General features: G+C 63.1%; 12 protein-coding genes. 11 read left to right on the forward strand and 1 reads right to left on the reverse strand.

The genetic code is table 11. The features are described from left to right. Positions 1–6 precede the first annotated feature (6 nt). A complete protein-coding gene (gene aceE / locus EA798_RS01975; RefSeq protein WP_106157410.1) occupies positions 7–2,652 on the reverse strand; it encodes a pyruvate dehydrogenase (acetyl-transferring), homodimeric type in 2,646 nt (881 codons plus the stop codon). 266 nt (positions 2,653–2,918) lie between these two features. Here aceE and glnE point away from each other — a divergent pair, with 266 nt between their 5' ends. The 11 genes from glnE (at position 2,919) to EA798_RS02030 (ending at position 16,728) form a co-directional block, all read left to right on the forward strand. Beyond that, positions 2,919–5,864, forward strand: coding sequence for a bifunctional [glutamate--ammonia ligase]-adenylyl-L-tyrosine phosphorylase/[glutamate--ammonia-ligase] adenylyltransferase (gene glnE, locus EA798_RS01980; RefSeq protein ID WP_122097870.1), 2,946 nt, complete (start codon positions 2,919–2,921; stop codon positions 5,862–5,864). 48 nt (positions 5,865–5,912) lie between these two features. After that, a complete protein-coding gene (gene ilvE, locus EA798_RS01985; RefSeq protein WP_003301609.1) occupies positions 5,913–6,836 on the forward strand; it encodes a branched-chain-amino-acid transaminase in 924 nt (307 codons plus the stop codon). A gap of 78 nt (positions 6,837–6,914) precedes the next feature. After that, on the forward strand, positions 6,915–7,949 hold the full coding sequence (gene waaF / locus EA798_RS01990; RefSeq protein ID WP_122097871.1) for a lipopolysaccharide heptosyltransferase II: 1,035 nt from the start codon (positions 6,915–6,917) through the stop codon (positions 7,947–7,949). After that, positions 7,950–8,951 carry a lipopolysaccharide heptosyltransferase I gene (waaC, locus tag EA798_RS01995; protein WP_122097872.1) on the forward strand — a complete coding sequence of 334 codons (1,002 nt, stop codon included), beginning with the start codon at positions 7,950–7,952 and terminating at the stop codon, positions 8,949–8,951. Beyond that, positions 8,951–10,072: a glycosyltransferase family 4 protein gene (locus EA798_RS02000; RefSeq protein ID WP_122097873.1), complete on the forward strand. Its 1,122-nt coding sequence runs from the start codon at positions 8,951–8,953 to the stop codon at positions 10,070–10,072. The genes waaC and EA798_RS02000 overlap by 1 nt, the downstream gene beginning before the upstream one ends. 40 nt (positions 10,073–10,112) lie before the next feature. Next, on the forward strand, positions 10,113–10,919 hold the full coding sequence (gene rfaP / locus EA798_RS02005; RefSeq protein WP_122098169.1) for a lipopolysaccharide core heptose(I) kinase RfaP: 807 nt from the start codon (positions 10,113–10,115) through the stop codon (positions 10,917–10,919). Then, complete coding sequence (locus EA798_RS02010) at positions 10,919–11,653, forward strand: lipopolysaccharide kinase InaA family protein (RefSeq protein WP_122097874.1); 735 nt, start codon at positions 10,919–10,921, stop codon at positions 11,651–11,653. The genes rfaP and EA798_RS02010 overlap by 1 nt, the downstream gene beginning before the upstream one ends. Beyond that, the gene (locus EA798_RS02015) at positions 11,650–12,393 is read left to right on the forward strand and encodes a lipopolysaccharide kinase InaA family protein (protein WP_122097875.1); all 744 of its coding nucleotides are present in this window, start codon (positions 11,650–11,652) and stop codon (positions 12,391–12,393) included. Before EA798_RS02010 ends, EA798_RS02015 begins: the two co-directional genes overlap by 4 nt. Beyond that, on the forward strand, positions 12,393–13,838 hold the full coding sequence (locus EA798_RS02020) for a BUD32 family EKC/KEOPS complex subunit (protein WP_122097876.1): 1,446 nt from the start codon (positions 12,393–12,395) through the stop codon (positions 13,836–13,838). Before EA798_RS02015 ends, EA798_RS02020 begins: the two co-directional genes overlap by 1 nt. A 12-nt stretch (positions 13,839–13,850) precedes the next feature. Next, positions 13,851–15,605, forward strand: coding sequence for a carbamoyltransferase family protein (locus tag EA798_RS02025; protein WP_122097877.1), 1,755 nt, complete (start codon positions 13,851–13,853; stop codon positions 15,603–15,605). Continuing rightward, entirely contained in the window at positions 15,592–16,728 is a 1,137-nt protein-coding gene (locus tag EA798_RS02030) for a glycosyltransferase (protein WP_122097878.1), read from the forward strand. The genes EA798_RS02025 and EA798_RS02030 overlap by 14 nt, the downstream gene beginning before the upstream one ends. Positions 16,729–16,733 lie beyond the last annotated feature (5 nt).

Consider the following 16,733-nt stretch of genomic DNA (forward strand, 5'->3'; position numbering starts at 1 on the left):
CACGCATCAGCAATCCAGCGGATTGCGCTTCTCGGGGTCGATACCGAACTCGGTGATGGCGTTGGCCACCACGGTGCGTTCGATGGCGCCGCGATCGGCGAGTGCTTGGAGTGCGGCCACAGTCACCCAGCGACGGTCGACCTCGAAGAAATCACGCAGCTTGGCGCGCGAGTCGCTGCGGCCGAAGCCGTCAGTGCCGAGCACCTGGTATTCGCGCGACGGCACCCACTGACGGATCTGGTCGGCGAACAGCTTCATGTAGTCGGTCGAGGCGATGACCGGGCCTTCGCGGCCTTCCAGGCACTGCTGGACGTAGCTCTTGCGCGGCTCCTCGGTCGGGTGCAAACGATTCCAGCGATCTACCGCCAGGCCGTCACGGCGCAGTTCGTTGAAGCTGGTCACGCTCCAGACGTCGGCGCCCACGCCCATCTTGGCGAGGATGTCCACCGCGGCGCGGACTTCGCGCAGGATGGTGCCCGAACCCAGCAGCTGCACGCGGTGCTTGAAGTCGCCCTTGGCTTCTTCGAGCAGGTACATGCCCTTGATGATGCCGTCTTCGACACCCTGCGGCATGGCCGGCTGCTGGTAGTTCTCGTTCATCACGGTGATGTAGTAATAGACGCTCTTCTGCTGCTCCATCATCTCGTGCATGCCGTGGTGCATGATCACCGCCAGCTCGTAGCCGTAGGTGGGGTCATAGCTGCGGCAGTTGGGGATGGTGCTGGCGAGGATGTGGCTGTGGCCGTCCTCGTGCTGCAGTCCTTCACCGTTGAGCGTGGTGCGCCCGGAAGTGCCGCCCAGCAGGAAGCCGCGGGTCTGGGCATCGCCGGCCGCCCAGGCCAGGTCACCGATCCGCTGGAAGCCGAACATCGAGTAGAAGATGTAGACCGGCAGCATCGGCTGGTTGTAGTTGCTGTAGGCGGTACCTGCGGCAATGAATGAGGAGAACGCACCGGCTTCGTTCAGACCTTCCTGCAGGATCTGGCCGTCTTTCTCTTCGCGGTAGTACATCACCTGGTCGCGGTCGACCGGCTCGTACAGCTGCCCCACCGGCGAGTAGATGCCCAGCTGGCGGAACATGCCTTCCATACCGAACGTGCGCGCCTCGTCGGCGAGAATCGGCACGATACGCTTGCCCAGATCCTTGTCCTTGACCAGCTGCGAGAGGATGCGGCCGAAGGCCATGGTGGTGGAAATCTCGCGGTCACCGGAGCCGTCGAGCACTGCCTTGAGGGTATCCAGCGGCGGTGTCGGGATGCTGAAGCTCTTCGGCCGGCGCTGCGGCAGATGCCCGCCCAGCTTGTCGCGGCACTTGCGCAGGTACTTCATTTCCGCGCTGTCTTCGGCCGGGCGATAGAACGGCAGCTCCTCGAGTTGCGAGTCGTTGACCGGAATGTCGAAGCGATCGCGGAATTTCTTCAGGCTGTCGATATCGACTTTCTTGGTGTTGTGGGCGATGTTCTTCGCCTCACCGGCACCGGTGCCGTAGCCCTTGATCGTATGCGCCAGGATGACGGTCGGCTGGCCCTTGTGGTGCACGGCCTGGTGATAGGCCGCATAGACCTTGTAGGGGTCGTGGCCGCCGCGGTTGAGCTTCCAGACCTCTTCGTCGGACATGCTCTCGACGCGCTTGAGCAGCTCGGGGTCGGCGCCGAAGAAGTGTTTGCGCACGTAGGCGCCGTCTTTGGCCTTGTAGTTCTGGTATTCGCCGTCGATCGCCTGGTCCATGCGGCGTTGCATGCGACCATCCTCGTCGACCGCGAACAGCGGATCCCACAGGCGGCCCCAGACGACCTTGTTGACGTTCCAGTTGGCGCCTTTGAACACGCCTTCCAGTTCCTGAATGATCTTGCCGTTGCCACGAACCGGGCCGTCCAGACGCTGCAGGTTGCAGTTGATGACGAATACCAGGTTGTCGAGATTCTCACGGCCAGCCAGGGAGATCGCGCCGAGGGTTTCCGGCTCGTCGCACTCGCCGTCGCCGATGAAGCACCAGACACGCTGCTTGCCTTTCGGAATGAAGCCGCGGTTCTCCAGGTACTTCATGAAGCGCGCCTGGTAGATCGCGGTGATCGGGCCGAGGCCCATGGAGACGGTCGGGAACTGCCAGAAGTCCGGCATCAGGTGCGGGTGCGGGTAGCTCGACAGACCCTTGCCATCGACTTCCTGGCGGAAGTTGAGCATCTGCTCTTCGGTCAGGCGGCCTTCCAGGAAGGCGCGGGCGTAAATGCCGGGGGAGGCGTGGCCCTGGTAGTAGATCAGGTCGCCGCCATGCTCTTCGGTCGGTGCCTGGAAGAAGTAGTTGAAGCCGATGTCGTAGAGCGTGGCGCTGGAGGCAAAGGTGGAAATATGGCCGCCCAGGTCCGGATCCTTCAGATTCGCACGCATCACCATGGCCAGGGCATTCCAGCGGACCAGGGAGCGGATTCGACGCTCCATGAACAGGTCGCCGGGCATCTTGGCTTCACGGGTGACGGGGATGGTGTTGCGGTACGGCGTGGTGATGCCGTAGGGCAGCGGAGTGCCGCTACGTGTGGCCAGTTCGCCCATCCGGGTCATCAGGTAGTGAGCGCGGTCTTCACCCTCGCGGTCGAGGACGGACTCGAGGGCGTCCAGCCATTCCTGGGTTTCGACGGGATCGAGATCTTGCATGGCTTGCTCCATGGCGGAAAGGCTTCCAGAATCGGTCGCCTGTTCGCTACCGGCTTTGTGGGCCGGTGCGTGTAATGTTCTTGGACGAATGCCGGGGGTAGGACCGGGCGCCTGTAGTTTTACTACAAAAACGCGCCGGGATCAGCCCCCTGAAATACTCTTTAGTAGTAAAACTACAGATCAGCGGCGCTGGCATTTTCCTGAAAAAGGCTTATGCGAGGCTCTGGATCGCGGTCTACCGTACTGCTGTCGTGAAGGAAACCACAATGAGTCTGCCCCCGCTGGTTGCATTGCCGTCCTCGCTCCTGCCTTTTGTCAGTCGAGCCGAAGAGTCGTTCCTCGCTGCTGCCGGCAGCCTGTCGGAAGCGCTTGCGGCACGTTGTCACGTCTGGTTGGCTGAGCAGCGTGAGGCGTTCAGTCGGGTCTGTGCAGCGAGCGACTTCGTCAGCGAACAGGTTAGTCGAGATCCGCAGATGCTGCTGCAGCTGGCCGAGCTGGGCTGGCTGGAACGGTCGCTGGAGGCTGGCGAGATGCGCGAAGCGCTGAGCGAGCTGGTCGGTGCCTGCGACAACGAAGACGCCTTGGCGCTTACCTTGCGCCGCTTTCGCAATCGCCAGCAGGTGCGCATCATCTGGCGCGACCTGACTCGCCGGGCCGATCTTGCTGAAACCTGCCGCGATCTCTCCGATCTCGCCGATGCCTCCGTCGATCTGGCCTATCACTGGCTGTACGTACGTCATTGCGATCAGTTCGGCGTGCCGACCGGGCGGCGCAGCGGCCACCCGCAGCATATGGTGATCCTGGGGATGGGCAAGCTGGGCGCCCACGAGTTGAATCTCTCTTCCGACATCGACCTGATCTTCGGCTATCCGGAGGGCGGTGAGACCGTCGGCGCCAAGCGCTCGCTGGACAACCAGGAATTCTTCGTCCGCCTTGGTCAGCGGCTGATCAAGGCGCTGGATGCAATCACCGTCGATGGCTTTGCCTTCCGCGTCGATATGCGCCTGCGTCCGTACGGCTCGTCCGGGCCGCTGGTCTACAGCTTCAATGCGCTGGAGCAGTACTACCAGGATCAGGGGCGCGACTGGGAACGCTACGCGATGATCAAGGCGCGCGTCATTGGCGGCGATCAGCAGGCCGGCAAGGAGCTGCTGGAGATGTTGCGGCCCTTCGTCTATCGCCGCTACCTGGATTTCTCGGCGATCGAAGCGTTGCGCACGATGAAGCAGCTGATCCAGCAGGAAGTCCGGCGCAAGGGTATGGCCGCCAATATCAAGCTCGGTGCCGGTGGTATCCGTGAAGTCGAGTTCATCGCTCAGGCCTTTCAGTTGATCCATGGCGGGCGTGATCTCAGCCTGCAGCAACGGCCTCTGCTCGGCGTGCTGGCCACCCTCGAAGGGCAGGGCTATTTGCCGGCCGCGGCGGTCGCCGAGCTGCGCGAAGGCTACGAGTTCCTGCGCTACACCGAGCATGCGCTGCAGGCCATCGCCGATCGGCAGACGCAGATGCTGCCGGAAAGCGAAGTCGACTGCGCGCGCGTCGCCTTCATGCTCGGCTTCGACAGCTGGCAGACCTTTCACGAGCGACTCCTGCACTGGCGTGGGCGCATCGACTGGCATTTCCATCAGGTGATTGCCGACCCAGACGAGGATGAAGCTGCCGAAGGCGATGCGCTGGTCGGTGGTGAGTGGCTGCCGCTGTGGGAGCAGGACTGGGACGAGGAATTCGCCTGCCGCCAGTTGTCCGAGGCGGGCTTTCGCGACGGCCAGGGCGCCTGCCAGCGGCTCGCCGCGCTGCGCAACGCCAGCCAGGTACGCACCATGCAGCGCCTCGGTCGCGAGCGTCTGGATGCCTTCATTCCTCGGCTGCTGGCGCAGACTGTCGAGCAGGCCGACCCCGATCTCGTGCTCGAGCGTGTGCTGCCGCTGGTGGAAGCGGTCGCCCGGCGTTCGGCCTATCTCGTATTGCTGACCGAAAACCCTGGGGCGCTGCAGCGACTGCTCGAGCTCTGCGCGGCCAGCCCGTGGATCGCCGAGCAGATTGCACGCTTCCCGCTGTTGCTCGACGAGCTGCTCAACGCCGGTCGTCTGTACAGCCCGCCGCTGGCGCCGGAACTGGCGGCTGAGTTGCGCGAACGGCTGATGCGCATTCCCGAGGATGACCTGGAGCAGCAGATGGAGGCGCTGCGGCATTTCAAGCTGGCGCACCGGCTGCGGGTCGCCGCTTCGGAAATCGCCGGGACGCTGCCCTTGATGAAGGTCAGCGACTACCTGACTTGGCTGGCCGAGGCGATCCTGCAGGAAGTGTTGACCCTCGCCTGGCGCCACACCGTCGCGCGTCATGGCCAGCCGCAGCGTAGCGATGGCACGCTCTGCGATCCGGCGTTCGTCATCGTCGGTTACGGCAAGGTCGGTGGCATCGAGCTCGGGCATGGTTCGGATCTGGATCTGGTGTTCATCCACGACGGCGACCCCGCCGCCGAGACCAATGGTGCCAAGCCCATCGACACCGCGCAGTTCTTCACTCGTCTGGGCCAGCGCATCATCCATCTGCTGACGACTCAGACCACCTCCGGCCAGCTCTACGAAGTGGACATGCGCCTGCGCCCGTCCGGCGCTTCCGGGCTGCTGGTCAGCTCGCTGGGCGCCTTCGAGCGCTACCAGAGCCAGGAGGCCTGGACCTGGGAACACCAGGCGTTGGTGCGCGCGCGGGTGCTGGTCGGCTGCCCGCAGCTGACGGCCGACTTCGAGCGGGTGCGCGCCGGTGTGTTGGGTCGCGAACGCGATCTCGAGGCGCTGCGCCGCGAGGTCAGCGAGATGCGCGCGAAGATGCGCGACAACCTCGGTACCCGCGCGACGCACGCGGGAACCGCCGAGCAGGCTTTCGACGCCGCTGCCGAGTTCAATCTCAAGCAGGACGCCGGTGGTATCGTGGATATCGAATTTATGGTGCAATACGCGGCTTTGGCGTGGTCGCACCAGCATCCCGAACTGCTGCGCTATACCGATAACATCCGCATTCTCGATGGGTTGGAGCAGGCCGGGTTGATGACCGGCGATGAGGTGCGGCTGCTGCAGGACGCCTACAAGGCGTACCGTGCCGCGGCCCACCGGCAATCACTGCAGAAGCAGCCCGGAGTGGTGAGTGGGGATCAATTCCACGACGAGCGTCGCGCAGTCATGCGGATCTGGCGCGAGCTGGGGCTCAGCTGAGCCCGCGTCGGGCTACCGAGCAATATCGAATTCTGAGGAGCTGGCAAGATGTCGATGGCCGATCGTGATGGCGTCATCTGGTATGACGGCGAACTGGTGCAGTGGCGCGATGCGACCACCCATGTGCTGACCCATACCCTGCACTACGGCATGGGCGTGTTCGAAGGTGTTCGCGCCTACAACACCCCGGACGGCACGGCGATCTTCCGCCTGCAGGCGCACACCGACCGCCTGTTCGATTCGGCGCACATCATGAACATGCCGATGCCGTACTCGAAGGAAGAGATCAACGAGGCGACCCGCGCCGCAGTGCGCGAGAACAACCTGGAAAGCGCCTACATCCGCCCGATGGTGTTCTACGGAAGCGAAGGCATGGGCCTGCGCGCCAGCGGTCTGAAGGTGCACGTGATCGTCGCGGCCTGGCACTGGGGCGCCTACATGGGCGACGAGGCGCTTGAGCTGGGCATCAAGGTGCGCACCAGTTCCTTCACCCGCCACCACGTCAACATCACCATGACCCGCGCCAAGTCCAACGGTGCCTACATCAACTCGATGCTGGCCCTGCAGGAAGCCATTTCCGGCGGCGCCGACGAAGCGCTGATGCTGGACCCCGAAGGCTACGTGGCCGAGGGCTCGGGCGAGAACATCTTCATCATCAAGGATGGCGTGATCTACACCCCGGAAGTCACCGCCTGCCTGAACGGCATCACCCGCGGCACCGTGCTGACCCTGGCCGCCGAACACGGCCTGAAGGTGGTCGAGAAGCGCATCACCCGCGACGAGGTGTACATCGCCGACGAAGCCTTCTTCACCGGTACCGCCGCCGAAGTCACGCCGATCCGCGAAGTGGACGGCCGCGCCATTGGTATCGGCCGTCGCGGCCCGATCACCGAGAAGCTGCAGAAAGCCTACTTCGATCTGGTCACCGGCAAGACTGATGCCCACGCCGAATGGCGGACCCTGGTCAAGTAAGCCTGGCGCTGGAAGCCGGCAACGCATGACTCGCTTGCCGGCCACGCTTCCAGCCCCTCAGCTTATGGCTTAGAGCTTATGAACATACTGATCGTAGGACCCAGCTGGGTTGGCGACATGGTGATGGCGCAGACGCTGTTCGTCTGCCTGAAACAGCGCCATCCCGACTGCCAGATCGACGTGCTGGCGCCCGAGTGGAGCCGGCCGATTCTCGAGCGCATGCCCGAGGTACGCCAGGCACTGACCTTTCCGGTCGGGCACGGCGTGCTCGACATGGCGACCCGGCGCAAGGTTGCGCAGAGCCTGCGCGGTCAGTACCAGCAGGCGATCCTGCTGCCCAACTCCCTGAAGTCGGCGCTGGTGCCGTTCTTCGCCGGTATCCCCAAGCGCACGGGCTGGCGCGGCGAGATGCGTTTCGGCCTGCTCAACGACATGCGCAAGCTCGACAAGCAGCGCTACCCGCTGATGATCGAGCGCTTCATGGCGCTGGCCTTCGAGCCGGGCGCCGAGCTGCCCAAGCCGTATCCGAACCCCTCGCTGCGCATCGACACCGCGACTCGCGATGCCGCTCTGGCACGTTTCGGCCTGAGTCTGGACCGGCCGGTGCTGGCGCTGTGCCCCGGTGCCGAGTTCGGTGAATCCAAACGCTGGCCGGCGGAACACTTCGCCAAGGTGGCCGAGCTGAAAATCCGGGACGGCTGGCAGGTCTGGCTGTTCGGCTCTAAGAACGATCACCCGGTCGGCGAGCAGATTCTCGAGCGGTTGATTCCGGGGTTGCGCGAAGAGGCGGTGAACCTCGCCGGGCAGACCAGTCTGGCCGAGGCGATCGATCTGCTGTCCTGCGCCGATGCCGTGGTGTCCAACGACTCCGGTCTGATGCATGTCTCCGCAGCGCTCAGCCGGCCGTTGGCGGCGGTCTATGGTTCCACCTCGCCAGCCTTCACCCCGCCGCTTTCCGAGCAGGTCGAAGTGGTGCGCCTGGGGCTCGACTGCAGCCCCTGTTTCGAGCGCACCTGCCGCTTCGGCCACAACAATTGCATGCGCGAGCTGAAGCCGCGCGCGGTGATCGAGGCGCTGGATCGTCTGGTCCCGCAGTCGGTCGAGGTACGCTGATTGAAGGTCCTGCTGGTCAAGACCTCGTCGCTGGGCGATGTCGTGCATACCCTGCCGGCCCTGACCGATGCGCAGCGGGCGCTGCCCGGCATCCAGTTCGACTGGGTGGTGGAGGAGGGCTTCGCCGAGATTCCGGCCTGGCATCCGGCGGTGGCCCAGGTGATCCCGGTAGCGATTCGTCGCTGGCGCAAGCACCCGCTGCAGACCCTGCGCAACGGTGAATGGCAGCGCTTCAAGGCACGCCTGCGGGAAGGCCGTTACGACCTGGTGATCGATGCCCAGGGCTTGCTGAAAAGCGCCTGGCTGACCCGCTACGTCAAGGCTCCGGTCGCCGGATTGGACCGGGACTCCGCGCGTGAGCCCATCGCCGCACGCTTCTATGACCGATGCTACGCAGTGCCGCGTGACCAGCATGCGCTGGAGCGGGTGCGTCAGCTGTTCGCTCAGGCGCTCGCTTATGCGCTGCCGCAGGATGTTGCCGACTACGGGCTCGATCGCGAGCAGATGGCGGCGCCCAGCGCCCAGCCCTACCTGCTGTTTCTGCACGGCACCACCTGGCCGAGCAAGCACTGGCCGGAAGCCTATTGGCGCGAGCTGGCCGAGCGCATGAGCGATTTCGGCTGGGCGATCCGCCTGCCGTGGGGCAATGCCGAGGAGAAGGCGCGGGCCGAACGCATCGTCAGCGGCATAGCCAACGCCGCGGTGCTGCCGAAGCTCAATCTTGCCGGTGTCGCCCGGGTCATCGCCGGTGCACGCGCCTGCGTCGCGGTGGACACCGGTCTCGGCCACCTGGCCGCGGCGCTGGATGTGCCGAGCATTTCGCTTTATGGTCCGACCCTGCCCGGGCGAGTCGGCGCCTATGGGCGCTCTCAGGTGCACCTGTGCGCGAGCGGGCCGAATGCCGGTCGCGGTGATCGGCATAAGCCCTGTTTCGACGATTTGCGCCCCGAGCGCGTCGTCACCGAACTGAAAGCCCTGCTGCGGGCCCCGGAGTCCGTCTGATGCAACTGGCGTTCATTCTCTACAAGTACTTTCCCTTTGGCGGGCTGCAGCGCGATTTCATGCGCATTGCCCTCGAATGCCAGCGTCGCGGCCACTCGATCCGCGTCTACGCGATGATCTGGGAAGGTGACGTGCCTGAAGGCTTCGAGGTACTGATCGTCCCGGTAAAGGCGCTGTTCAACCACACCCGCAACGAGCGCTTCACTGTCTGGGTCGAGGCGGATCTGGCCAAGCGGCCGGTCGACCGCGTGATCGGCTTCAACAAGATGCCCGGGCTCGATGTGTACTACGCCGCCGACCCTTGCTTCGAGGACAAGGCGCAGACGCTGCGCAACCCGATCTATCGGCGCTGGGGGCGCTACAAACACTTCGCCGAGTACGAGCGCGCGGTGTTCGCGCCCGAGGCGAAGACCGAAATCCTGATGATCTCCGAGGTGCAGCAGTCGCTGTTCGTCAAGCACTACGCCACACCCGCCGAACGCTTTCACCTGTTGCCGCCGGGCATCGCCCAGGATCGCCGCGCGCCGGCCAATGCCGCGCAGATCCGTGCCGAGTTCCGCGAGGAGTTCGAAGTGCGGCCCGAGGAGCTGCTGTTGGTGCAGATCGGTTCAGGTTTCAAGACCAAGGGTCTGGACCGCAGTCTCAAAGCGCTTGCCGCATTGCCGCGCGAACTGAGCCAGCGCACCCGGCTGCTGGTGATCGGTCAGGACGATCCCAAGCCGTTCAAGCTGCAGGCCAAGGCGCTGGGCGTTTCCGGCATGGTCGAGTTTCTCAAGGGGCGTAGCGACATTCCGCGCTTTCTGCTCGGTGCCGATCTGCTGATCCATCCGGCCTATAACGAAAATACCGGCACCGTGTTGCTCGAGGCGCTGGTCGCCGGGCTGCCGGTGCTGGTCAGCGATGTGTGCGGCTATGCCCACTACATCGCCGATGCCGATTGCGGTCGCGTGGTGCCCAGCCCCTTCGAGCAGCAGATGCTCGACCTGATGCTGGCGCAGATGCTCGCCGATGACGCGCAGCGCTCGGCCTGGAGCCGCAACGCGCTGGCCTTTGCCGAGACGGCCGATCTCTACTCGATGCCGCAGAAGGCCGCCGACGTGATTCTCGGGGAAAACGCATGAGCGTCGTGTGTCTCCTGCGGGCGCCGTCATTGGGGGCACCATGCGCCTGATGCTGACAGAGCCGTTCGAAAGCCTGTGGCAGGGCAAGGACCCCTTCGAAGAGGTCGAGCGTCTGCAGGGCCAGGTCTACCGGGAACTGGAAGGTCGCCGCACGCTGCGTACCGAGGTTGCCGGGCGCGGTTACTTCGTCAAGATTCATCGCGGCATCGGCTGGGGCGAGATTGCCAAGAACCTGCTCACGGCCAAGGCGCCCGTGCTTGGTGCGGGCCAAGAGTGGCGAGCGATCCAGCGGCTGCAAGAAGTGGGTGTGCCGACCATGACCGCGGTGGCTTACGGCGAACGCGGGGGCAATCCGGCCAGCCAGCACTCGTTCATCATCACGGAAGAGCTGGCGCCGACTGTCAGCCTCGAGGATTTCTCGGCTAACTGGCGCGACCAGCCGCCACGGCCGGCACTCAAGCGCGCCCTGATCGCCGAAGTCGCCCGCATGGCCGGCACCATGCACCGCGCCGGGGTCAACCACCGCGATTTCTACATCTGCCACTTTCTGCTGCATACAGACAGGCCGGTGACAGCAAGTGACTTCCGCCTGTCGCTGATCGACCTGCACCGCGCCCAGACTCGCACTCACACACCTGTTCGCTGGCGCAACAAGGACCTGGCCGGGCTGTACTTCTCGGCCCTCGAGATCGGCCTGACCCGAGGTGACAAGCTGCGCTTTCTGCGTGATTACTTCCAGCGGCCGCTGCGTGAAGTCCTGCGCGACGAGGCTGCCTTGCTGGCGTGGCTGCAGCGCAGGGCGGAAAAGCTACTGGATCGTAAGCAGCGCTACGGGGATGCGCTTTGATGGCCGGTTGGACGCTGGACCCTGCGTACGCCGACCTGCATGATGATTTCGGCAGTCTCGCAAGCGTGTTCGCGCTGGAAGGTGAACGGCTTACCAAGGACCCACTTTCAGAAGTCATTCGTGTCGAGCGCAACGGGGTGCGCTATTACGTGAAACGCTATTCCGGTGCGGGCAAAGGCCTGCGGCGTTACCTCGGGCGCCCGCGGGTCAAGGCGGAGTGGCAGAACCTGATGCTTTTTCGCCGTTGGGGCATCCCCACTGCGCCGATCGTGGCTTATGGCATGGAGCGGCGCGGCGGTGCTTTTCTCCGTGGCGCCCTGATAACGCGTGAGCTGGAGCAAACCGATGATCTGGCTTTGCTGGCGGCCACTCACGATGCCCGTCTCCGCGATCCGCGCTGGGTGCAGGAGGTCAGCCTGCAATTGGCGCGCTCGACACGAGCGATGCACGATCGGGGCTTTGCCCATAATGACCTCAAGTGGCGCAACCTGCTCGTCGATCCGCAGCGTCGTCTGTATCTGATCGACTGCCCTACGGGTGCCTTCTGGCATGGTCCGTTTCTGCAGCGGCGTATCGTCAAAGACCTGGCATGTCTGGACAAGGTGGCCAAGTACCAGCTCAGCCGAACCCAGCGCCTGCGGTTCTATCTGCAGTATTGCCAGCGAAAGCGACTGGTTGACAAGGACAAGCCGCGCATCCGGCAGATTCTGAATTATTTCCAGGGGCGGGAATGAACGATTTCATTGCGCAGGCTGACCGTCCGACACTCGAGCGCCATGGCCTGGCGAGTTTCGATGCGCTCTGGTCGGTGCAGCTGACGGCGGTGGATGAGCCCAATGTCGAGCGCGGCGGCTGGAGCTGTGTTTTCAGGCTGGAGCTCGATGATTCGGCGTTCTACCTCAAGCGGCAGAGCAATCATCTGACCCGCACCCTGGCGCACCCGTTCGGTGAGCCGACCTTTGCCCGGGAGTTCCGCAATATCCGTCGTTATGCGCAGCTTGGCGTGCCGGCGCTTCAGGCCAGCTTCTTCGGGCAGCGCAAGATTGATGGCGAAAGGCGTGCAATTCTCCTGACGCGTGCGCTGGATGGCTGGGCGGATCTGGACGGCTGGCTGAAACGATGGCCCGAGCTGAGTGAATCTCGACGCCAAGCCATCATCGGTGCGGTCGGTGCGCTGGCGCACACGTTGCATCAGGCCGGTCAGATGCATGGCTGCTTCTATCCCAAGCACATCTTTCTCCGTGAGCAGGACGGACATTGGCAGGCTTGCCTGATCGACCTGGAAAAAACCCGTCCTCTGTTGTTGGGGCGGCGCGACCGGATCAAGGATCTGGAACCGCTCCTGCGGCGTGCAAGCTGCATCGGTGAGCAGGGCGTGCGGCACTTGCTGAGTGTCTATCTGGACGATCCTCGCCTGGTCGAGCCATGGCTGCTGCAGTTGCAGCGCCGGCGCGAAGCCAAGGAGGGGCACTGATGAGGCTGGCTGATCTGGCGGTCGCGGGTCGCGAGCCAGCCTGCCCTGCGCTCGTCGAGCTATCGGGTGAGGCAAGTCTGCATGTCGATTCGTGGCTGCGCATCCTGCCCGGCCAGCGCTATGTCGGTCGCGCGCGTTGGAGCGGTCGCCAGGTCCTTGCCAAGCTGATGGTGGGTGGTAAGGCGCAGCGTCATTACCGGCGTGAGCTGGCTGGTGCGAAGCTGCTGATCGACCAGCATTTGCCAACTCCTGAGCTGGTGGGGCAGGGCTGGCACGAGGGTGAGGGTGGCTGGCTGCTGTTCGACTGGCTCGATTCCGCCGAAAGTCTGTGGGAGAGCTGGCGCTCCGTCGAGGCGGAGCCTGTGCTGACGGACGGGCAGCGTAGCGTGCTCGGTGAGGCGCTTGAGCTGATCGCCAGGATGCATGCGCAAGGCCTTTGGCAGGCGGATCTGCATCTTGACAACTTCCTCAAGGCCGACGGTCAGCTCTACGTGGTCGACGGCGGCGGTGTAAAGGCGGAGACGCCCGGGCGCCCTCTGTCGCGCGAGCGGGTGTTGGAGAATCTTGGCGTCTTCTTCGCTCAGCTACCGGCAGAGATCGAGCCGTTCATCGAAGAGCTGCTGGTGCCTTATCTGCTGACCAACAGCGAGCACGCCCTGCCGCTGGAGGCGTTGCTCAAGCAGGTTCACAAGACTCGTAACTGGCGGCTAAACGATTTTCTGAAGAAGATCGCCCGAGACTGCAGTCTCTTCAGTGCGCGTATCGGCCCGTTCGGGGCGCAGGTGGTTAGGCGTGAAGAGGCGGCCGCGCTGCACTCGCTGTTGGCTGATCCGGACGCTTGCATCGCCCAGGGCCGGCTTTTCAAAACCGGTGGTGCAGCTACAGTTGCGCAATGCGAACTGGGCGGCCGGGCCCTGCTTATCAAGCGCTACAACATCAAGAATCCGCTGCATTGGTTGAAGCGCTTCTGGCGGCCGAGCCGCGCCTGGCACAGCTGGGTCGAGGGTAATCGGCTCGATTTTCTCGGGATCGCCACTCCTCATTTGCTGGCCGTGATCGAGCGCCGCTGGCTGTGGATGCGCGGGCCGGCGTGGCTGATTACCGAATTGCTGCGCGGAGAAGATATAATTGCGCGTTTTCAGCCATATCTGGATGGCTGTCCTCCAGAGCAGGAATTGGTTGCCCTGGACCGGCTGTTCGCGGCACTGATCCGCGAGCGAATCAGTCATGGTGATCTCAAAGGGCACAACCTGTTCTGGGAGCATGATCGCTGGTCGTTAATCGACCTGGATGCCGTGCAGCAGCATGGCGGCGATGCCAGCTTCGCTCGGGCGTATGCCAAGGACCGTGCGCGATTCCTGCGCAACTGGCCGACCGACAGCGCCCTGTACCGGCTGCTTGACCAACGTTTACCCGCGGTGCCCGGCACCAGCATCGAAGATTAAGAGGCAATACCCGTGGCATTGACGATTCTCGGCCTTTCCGGCGCCCTCAGTCATGATCCTTCCGCCGCCCTGTATATCGACGGCAAGCTGATCGCCGCCGTCGAAGAAGAGCGCTTCGTGCGCGACAAGCATGCCAAGAATCGCATGCCCTACGAGTCAGCCAAGTTCTGCCTGGAGCAGGCCGGCATCAAACCGTCCGACGTCGATGTGGTGGCGATCCCGTTCGCCCCCATCAGCATCTTCGAAAAGGCGCGCTGGCACTATGCCAAGCGTTACTGGTACGCACCGGATCGCGCGCTGGATGCCATTCTCATGGGCAACCGCCGCTATTACCGCTACAAGAAACGCATCGAATGGTGTCTCCAGCAGCTGGGCTTCGACCTGAAGAAGGTCAAGATCCAACCGGTCGAGCATCACCTGGCGCATGCCGCCAGCGCCTATCACTGCTCCGGCTTCACCGAGAAAACCGCGATTCTCGGCATCGATGGCAAGGGCGAGTACGCCACCACCTTCTTCGGCTGGGGTGAGAACGGCAAGATCCACAAGATCAAGGAATTCTACGACCCGGACTCCTTGGGCGGACTGTATGGCGCGATCACCGAATACCTCGGCTTCGAGATGCTCGATGGCGAGTTCAAGGTCATGGGCATGGCGCCGTACGGTGACGCGGCCAAGTACGATTTCTCGCGCCTGGCGACCTTCGAGAACGGCGAGCTGACCATCAATACCGAATACGCCAACGTCATCGGCTTCCGTCGCTACAAGGAGAAGGGCAAGGGCTACTACTTCTCGCCCAAGCTGATCGAGTGGCTGGGACCCAAGCGCGAAGGCGATATCGCCGACGACCCGTACATTCATTACGCGGCCAGCATGCAGGCGCTGTTCGAGAAGCTTGCGCTGGAGATGATGGACTACTACCTCGGTGACATCATCCGCGAGACCGGCAAGATCGCCTTTGCCGGCGGTTGCGCGCTCAACGTCAAACTCAACCAGAAGATCATCGCCCGTGAGGAGGTCAAGGAGCTGTTCGTCCAGCCCGCCTCCGGTGATGCTGGAACCGCTGTCGGTGCGGCGGCCTATGTGTCGGTGCAGCGCGGCGTTCCGGTAGAGAAGATGGAGCACGTCTACCTCGGCCCGTCTTATTCAAACGAAGATGTCATCGCTGCCTGTGCCCGGCATCCGAACAAGCCGGTGTTCAAGCAGATCGCCAACACCCCCGAGCGCATCGCCAGGATCATGGTCGACGGCAACCCGGTGGCCTGGTTCCAGGGGCGCATGGAATTCGGCCCGCGTGCGCTGGGCGGTCGCTCGATCATTGGCTGTCCGAGCGTGCCGGGCGTCGCCGACCGCATCAACGAGCAGATCAAGTTCCGCGAGCGCTGGAGACCCTTCTGCCCGTCGATGCTCGACACCGTGGCGCCGAAGATGCTCAAGGTGGATCACCCGAGCCCGTTCATGACCTTCACCTTCGAGGTGAACGAGGAGTGGAAGGAGCGTGTGGGCGAAGTGGTGCACGAGGATGGCACCTCGCGTGCCCAGGTGTTGGAGCGCCGCTTCAATCCGCGCTGGTACGACCTGATGCTGGAGTTGGAGAAACTCACCGGCAACGGCGTGTCGCTGAACACTTCGCTCAACCGCCGCGGCGAACCGATGATCTGCTCGCCGACCGATGCGCTGAACATGTTCTACGGCTCGGACCTGCAGTACCTGATCATGGAGGACATCCTCGTGGTCAAGGACGGTAAGGATTGGTATGACGACAACTAAACGGCTACCTGATCAGGCGCAGCGATGGGTGCTGCAGTTCTGCCACGGCTATGACGGCCCGTTTCTCGATTGCGCGCGGCAATACGCCGCGCTTTTCGTTGAGACGCAGTACAAAGTCTGTACCGTCTATCTAACCGGGGCACCAAGCGATGAAGTTGTGCGAGGCTCGGCTTCGGATGAGGTGATCTTCCTCAATTACAGCAGTCGCGAGGTTCGCGGTCTGAAGCTGCGGGCAATTCGCGATATTCACAGGATCGCCGCAACACGTAAATTTGCCTTCTGTATCGCCCATCGCTTCAAGCCAATATATGGAGCTTTGCTGGGCACCGCGTTGCCAGTAATTGGTGTTCATCATGCTTTCGGTGACTACCGGCGGCGTTCGCGTCAAGTATTTGCGAACTTCTTTCGAAAGCGTTTGGCTTTGCTAGGCGTCTCTAATGCCGTACGCGACGATATTCGTGCGTGCCTCCCTGATTGGCCGGCTGAGCGCATCGAGACGCTCTACAACCGTATTGATGTAGAGACGGTGCAAGCGGAGCAGGTGTCACGTGAAGAGGCCCGGGAAGCCTTGGGGTTGCCCCGCGATGCTTGGGTGGTTGGGAACGTGGGGCGTCTGCATCCTGACAAGGATCAGGCGACGCTTATTCGGGGCTTCGCGCTCGCGTTGCCCCAGCTGCGGGGAAATAGCCTCTTGGCGATTATGGGCAGCGGTCGACTGGAAGCAGAGCTCAAGGCGCTGGTGGTGGAGCTGGGCATCAGCGAAGTAGTGTGCTTTCTTGGCCAAGTACCAAATGGCCGACGCTATTTCAAAGCGTTCGACGTTTTTGCTCTGACATCCGACCATGAGCCATTCGGCATGGTGCTGCTGGAGGCCATGGTAGCCGGGGTGCCGGTAATCTGCAGCGATAGCGGAGGCGCGCGTGAAGTTGTTGGCAGCTGCGCACAACTGTTTCGTCTAGGGGACGCGGAATGTCTCGCTACTTATCTTTCCAAAAGCTGCAAGCAACACGATTTGCTCGAGCAATATAAAGATTATACAAGGAGAAAACTCACCCAAGAATTCTCCTATGGCAAGGCCCAAGAAATATTCCAGCGCTGGATCCGTAGACTAGGCATCATTTAGGGAAA

The sequence above is a fragment of the Pseudomonas songnenensis genome (genome assembly GCF_003696315.1).
Taxonomy (GTDB): Bacteria; Pseudomonadota; Gammaproteobacteria; order Pseudomonadales; family Pseudomonadaceae; genus Stutzerimonas; species Stutzerimonas songnenensis.

Bases quoted from the DNA above. Each gene is read 5' to 3' on its own strand.
- aceE (WP_106157410.1), bottom strand. From the start codon at position 2,652: ATGCAAGATCTCGATCCCGTCGAAACCCAGGAATGGCTGGACGCCCTC.
- glnE (WP_122097870.1), top strand. From the start codon at position 2,919: ATGAGTCTGCCCCCGCTGGTTGCATTGCCGTCCTCGCTCCTGCCTTTT.
- ilvE (WP_003301609.1), top strand. From the start codon at position 5,913: ATGTCGATGGCCGATCGTGATGGCGTCATCTGGTATGACGGCGAACTG.
- waaF (WP_122097871.1), top strand. From the start codon at position 6,915: ATGAACATACTGATCGTAGGACCCAGCTGGGTTGGCGACATGGTGATG.
- EA798_RS02000 (WP_122097873.1), top strand. From the start codon at position 8,951: ATGCAACTGGCGTTCATTCTCTACAAGTACTTTCCCTTTGGCGGGCTG.
- rfaP (WP_122098169.1), top strand. From the start codon at position 10,113: ATGCGCCTGATGCTGACAGAGCCGTTCGAAAGCCTGTGGCAGGGCAAG.
- EA798_RS02010 (WP_122097874.1), top strand. From the start codon at position 10,919: ATGGCCGGTTGGACGCTGGACCCTGCGTACGCCGACCTGCATGATGAT.
- EA798_RS02015 (WP_122097875.1), top strand. From the start codon at position 11,650: ATGAACGATTTCATTGCGCAGGCTGACCGTCCGACACTCGAGCGCCAT.
- EA798_RS02020 (WP_122097876.1), top strand. From the start codon at position 12,393: ATGAGGCTGGCTGATCTGGCGGTCGCGGGTCGCGAGCCAGCCTGCCCT.
- EA798_RS02030 (WP_122097878.1), top strand. From the start codon at position 15,592: ATGACGACAACTAAACGGCTACCTGATCAGGCGCAGCGATGGGTGCTG.